This is a genomic window from Pedobacter sp. 01T416_2 (genome assembly GCF_056398925.1).
This window is the reverse complement of record NZ_JBFTQI010000439.1, coordinates 1-4,980: the sequence shown is the minus strand read 5'-3', so window position 1 is coordinate 4,980 and position 4,980 is coordinate 1. Positions and strand designations below refer to the sequence as shown.

Genomic DNA, 4,980 nt, shown 5'->3' with positions numbered 1-4,980 from the left:
CTGCTAAACATATCGTCTTGCGGCAATGGCTTCGGGAAGGTTTCTACACTTACTTTGGAAAAAATTTTCAGCTGTGTATGGGGCTCATTTTGGGTAAATGTGCCTACTTCATTGCCATAGTAATCGATAAAAATTTCAATTTCCGGGCTTCCGGAGATATTCAGGTCGTGTTTAACCACCTTTTGAAAATCATCCTTGATCGGAAATAAAATAATCTGATTTGCACTGTCCCGAACAGGTAATTCGTATTTATAATTGGTGATATGTTTGATTTTGAAAATTGGCATATTGGTTTTTATTATTATAGGTTACCACAGATAAAAAGGATAAACACAGATGAAAAATCAATAAAGGAAATAGTATCTGTGTTAATCATGTCTATCTGTGGTTAAAAAACTATTTATGAATTTGCGAAATAATATTCATTTAGCAGGTTTCCGATGCCGAAAAGTTCAGCTCTGATTTCTGTAAGGTAATGATGCAACTGCTCTTCGTTCATGGTATTTACCGAGCTATAGGTAATCATACTTTTTAAACGCCCTATTTTAAAAGATAAGTTATTGTAATGTTCGATATTGCTTTCGCTCTTTAACCGGTTAAAATACCTTTCAATATTGTTCATGGCGTACAGTACCGACCGTGGAAAATCATTGTTGAGCATCACTAATTCGATGATGTTTTTTGCATCGAAACCTTGCCTGTAAGTTTTTAGATATAGCTCATAACCGCCTAATGATAGCAATAAATGTTTCCAGTAGGATATATCCGTGAGCAGATCTGGGTTGCTGCTTATCGAGCTGAATTTAATGTCGAGAATATCGACTGACTGTATGCTTCTCTCGAGGTGTTTGCCAATATTCATAAAACTTCTGCTTTCTCCACGCTCCATCACACTGTCGGCAGTTCCGTTATATAACATTACCTGTTTAATCAAAACATCCAAGGCCGTAACAGGATCATCCTTCTGTACGTACCACAGTAATTTTTCATCTTTTACCGCATGGTAATATTCGTTTAAACACTGCCATAAATCTTTAGGGATGTGTTCCTGAACACTCCGTGCATTTTCCCGGGCCAGGGTAACGATGTTTAAAATTGAATTTTGATTCTCGCGATTCAACAATAGGTATTCTATCACGGCACGGCTATCGTGCTGGATATTCAATAATTCATTTTCGTCATCTGATGAAAAAATCCTGATTACGGGCTTCCAGGTAAATTCCTGTATGGTATCTTGTGAGGAAGCATAATTTGTTTTTAACATGCGCAGCATACCATCGCTGCGCTCAACATATCTGCTTAGCCAATATAAGCTTGATGCAACTCTACTTAACATATTCTGTATTCTAAGAAGTTAAAACCCATGTATCTTTACTGCCGCCACCCTGCGAGCTGTTTACGACCAGCGAACCTTCTTTTAAAGCTACCCTGGTTAAGCCGCCCGGCACAATTGAAATGCCATCTGGTCCGTTTAAAGCGAAAGGGCGAAGATCGATTCTGCGTGKAGCCAGTTTTCCGTTGATAAAACAGGGGGCAGAAGATAGGCTTATGGTAGGCTGGGCAATAAAATTGCGTGGATCTTTCAATACTTCGATTTTGTATTCGTCTGTTTCCTGCTCGCTGGCAGCGTGCCCCATTAACATGCCATATCCACCACTTCCATTGGTTTTTTTAATTACCATCGTATTGATGTTTGCAAAAACATAATCGAGTTCATCTTTATTGCTGAGCTGGTAGGTGGGTACATTCTTGAGTATGGGTTCTTCGTTCAGGTAGTACCTGATCATATCTGGTACATAAGTATAAACGGCTTTGTCGTCGGCTACGCCATTGCCTATTGCATTAATAATGGCTACATTACCTTTGCGATAGGCACCCATTAGGCCTGCAACGCCCAGTACGCTGTTCGGATTAAAAACCAGTGGATCAAGATAGTCGTCATCTACACGGCGATAAATCACATCAACCTGCTGCAGGCCAGTGGTGGTTTTCATAAACACCTTTTGGTTTTTAACCACCAGATCACGTCCCTCTACCAGTTCTACTCCCATTAAGCGGGCCAGGGTAGTGTGTTCGTAGTACGCAGAATTATACATGCCCGGGCTCAACAGTACAATTGTTGGGTTAGAAACAGCTCTGGGAGAGAGGCTCATTAAATTTTTATACAATATGGCAGGGTATTCGGTTACACTTCTTACGCCGCACTGCGGAATAAGGTCGGGGAATAACCTTTTGGTAATTTCCCTGTTCTCGAGCATATAGCTCACCCCTGAAGGTGTGCGCAGGTTGTCTTCTAACACATAAAATGTTCCGTCATGATCTCTTATCAGGTCTATTCCGGCAATATGGATATAGATATCATGTAATACGTTTACATTGTGCATCTCTCTTAAAAAATGCGGACAAGAATAAATTACATTTATAGGTACAATCTGGTCTTTTAAGATAAATTGATTACTATAAATGTCTTTTAAGAAAAGATTCAGCGCTTTTAGGCGTTGTTTTATTCCTTTTTCTATAAAACTCCACTCTGTTGAAGTGATAATTCTTGGGATAATATCAAAAGGAAAGATTTTTTCGATCCCTTCGCCGCTATCGTATACCGTAAAGGTAATACCCTGGCTCATGAACAGCTTTTTGGCCAATTCTTCCTTTTTGTTCAGGTTCTCAAGAGATTCTTTAGAGAAATTATTGATGAAGTTTGAATAATGATCCCGGTAATGATCGCCATTTAGAAACATTTCATCATAAACTTTGGGATGATTAAAGTAATTTTTTATAAAATCTTCTATCATTTTGCTTAAATATTTCCTTAAATTATGATTTTGTAAGGAAAAAACTAGTGTTTTTGTATAAAAAATTGATTTTTATATGATTTATATCTATTTGATTAATTTTTTATGACTGTATTTTAGTGTTTTATGTATTTTTTATTAAAATATTTAAAGTTTTTTATAAAAATACTTGCTAATATGAATAAAGTTCGTACTTTTGTAATGCTCGTTAATTATTATTATATATTTGGTTTAAAAAAAGTGCTGGCAACGGCGCTTTTTTTACAAAAAGCATTAAGACTTATTCATAATCAACATAAACTAAACACTCTAAACCAAGAAGCTCCAGTAAAACTGGAGCTTTTCTTTTTATTATTGGTCTTCTCGATCCGATGGCAATCGGATGAAGCGTAGTAAAATTGAGCGTTCTCAAAGAAAAGTCGTCATTGCGAGCAGGCTTTTTCAGCCGACGAAGCAATTTTACAGCTATGGATTGTAGCGATCGTTGTAAGATTGCTTCGTCGTTCCTCCTCGCAATGACGACTCCTCATAGGGATTCTAAGTGCATAAAAAAAGCTACCCTTTTTAGGATAGCTTTCAATATATGTTTTGTTGTTGTTATTCTTCCGAATAGGTGATTTTGTTCACATGTTTATCAATTTCCCATCTTCCTGTGCCTTCTTCGCCAATCACTTCGAACAATTCTAATGCCCTGCGTGCTTTGTATTCTTCTTCGCGTTGTTCTTTCAAGAACCAGTTTAAGAATTCCATAGTTACAAAATCCTGCTCTTTATGGCATTTAGAGGCCAGGTTTTTAAAACTTTGGGTAATGGCGATCTCTGCTTCCAAAGCATCTTCGAAAACTTCTCTAAATCCGGCAAATTCAGTTTTGATACCTGAAACTTCTGGAGATATTGCGTTTCCACCCATGTCCAAAACATATTTGAACAATTTAAGCTGGTGTACTCTTTCTTCTTCAGATTGCTTTAAGAAATAATCTGCTGAAAAGTCGAATCCATTTTGGTCACACCAAGATGACATTGATAAATATAGTGATGAAGAGTGGGCTTCTTTTTTGATCTGCTGATTTAATAGTGTTTCAATATCCTGTGATATTAAACATTTGATGCGCATTAAGTCTTTCATAATTTTCTTTGCTTAACTAATGATACAAAGGTAACATCAAATTAACCATATTGTGTGATTTATTTGCTATATGAAATTAGTCTAAATTGCTGATAATTAGTTATTTGTAATCAGTTTAAATAAGGGAGGGGAGGTGGAAATGGAAGTGGAATAACGCCAAACGGATAGTGCTTGAGGATCAGATGGATAAAGGCGGGTTTTTAGTTGGCAATTTTCAGTTAGTAGTTTTCTGTGAATTAAGTTCATGAGAATAACTGAGGATTGGAGAATGGGACAGTATCCCGAAATTTACCTCGTGATCGTCATCCTGAGGAATAATTTATTGGATAAAAATCAATATTAATTAATGACATGGGATTTTAGCGAATTGATAGGCCGCGAAGAATCGTCATTGCGAGAAGGCTTTTTCAGCCGACGAAGCAATCTTACAACGATCGCTACTGGCGTGCGCATTAAGATTGCTTCGTTCCTCGCAATGACGACCCTTCTTAAGAGATCTGTCAATGGTAGTTTATCTCAGAATCTTTCTAGTATAATAGATACTGAATAGAATTGTGCGAAAATGGATGTAATTAATACAATACAGTCTCAGTTGGTAATTTTCAGTTTGTAGTTTGATGTAAGCAGTTAGCCATTATAGACAATTAACCGATTAACCAATTTATACAGTTAACCTATTAACCGATCAAACTTACCAATAAACTAATGACTAATGAACCACTGAACTAACGACTAATAAACCAGTCTGTAAAGGCAGTCGCTGATGAGGTGATTTAGTTTGAACATGGTAAAAGTACCTTGTAATAAATCTTTTAAAGCAATAATTTCTAAGGCACTTAATAAATAGATGTGTTCGCAACCATTAAAGGTAACCAGTTCGAAATCGGCTTTGTGGGTGTTTAAAAGGAGTGCTTCAATATCAATATCTTCTACAACCTTTTTTAATTTTTGAAGCGACAGGCAGTTGTAACGTGCAAACTTGCCGCCAAAATCTACATAAAAGCAGTTTAATTTATCTGATTGATAAATAGAACCATGGGTATTTGAGAATACGTTAACC

The 4,980-nt window shown here is 36.7% G+C and carries 6 protein-coding genes; 1 reads left to right on the top strand and 5 read right to left on the bottom strand.

Annotated features, from left to right (window positions below; translation table 11 throughout):
* The 3 genes from AC1DPQ_RS17400 to AC1DPQ_RS17390 form a co-directional block, all read right to left on the bottom strand.
* A partial coding sequence (locus AC1DPQ_RS17400; protein WP_477610367.1) for a transglutaminase N-terminal domain-containing protein occupies nucleotides 1-287 on the bottom strand: 287 nt, incomplete at its 3' end.
* Between the two features lie 113 nt (nucleotides 288-400).
* Nucleotides 401-1,336 carry an alpha-E domain-containing protein gene (locus AC1DPQ_RS17395; RefSeq protein ID WP_029275817.1) on the bottom strand — a complete coding sequence of 312 codons (936 nt, stop codon included), beginning with the start codon at nucleotides 1,334-1,336 and terminating at the stop codon, nucleotides 401-403.
* A 10-nt stretch (nucleotides 1,337-1,346) separates the two neighbouring features.
* Nucleotides 1,347-2,795, bottom strand: coding sequence for a circularly permuted type 2 ATP-grasp protein (locus AC1DPQ_RS17390; RefSeq protein WP_477610366.1), 1,449 nt, complete (start codon nucleotides 2,793-2,795; stop codon nucleotides 1,347-1,349).
* 177 nt (nucleotides 2,796-2,972) lie between these two features.
* Here AC1DPQ_RS17390 and AC1DPQ_RS17385 point away from each other — a divergent pair, with 177 nt between their 5' ends.
* Nucleotides 2,973-3,188, top strand: coding sequence for a hypothetical protein (locus tag AC1DPQ_RS17385; RefSeq protein ID WP_477610365.1), 216 nt, complete (start codon nucleotides 2,973-2,975; stop codon nucleotides 3,186-3,188).
* Between the two features lie 204 nt (nucleotides 3,189-3,392).
* On the opposite strand, the gene AC1DPQ_RS17380 is transcribed toward AC1DPQ_RS17385, so the two are convergent.
* Both AC1DPQ_RS17380 and AC1DPQ_RS17375 read right to left on the bottom strand, forming a co-directional pair.
* Entirely contained in the window at nucleotides 3,393-3,920 is a 528-nt protein-coding gene (locus AC1DPQ_RS17380; RefSeq protein ID WP_057934873.1) for a ferritin, read from the bottom strand.
* 732 nt (nucleotides 3,921-4,652) lie between these two features.
* The coding region (locus tag AC1DPQ_RS17375; RefSeq protein WP_477610364.1) for a hypothetical protein at nucleotides 4,653-4,980 on the bottom strand (328 nt) is incomplete at its 5' end.

Excerpts from the sequence above, each read along its gene's own strand:
- AC1DPQ_RS17395 (WP_029275817.1), bottom strand. The coding sequence starts at position 1,336 with ATGTTAAGTAGAGTTGCATCAAGCTTATATTGGCTAAGCAGATATGTT.
- AC1DPQ_RS17385 (WP_477610365.1), top strand. The coding sequence starts at position 2,973 with ATGAATAAAGTTCGTACTTTTGTAATGCTCGTTAATTATTATTATATA.
- AC1DPQ_RS17380 (WP_057934873.1), bottom strand. The coding sequence starts at position 3,920 with ATGAAAGACTTAATGCGCATCAAATGTTTAATATCACAGGATATTGAA.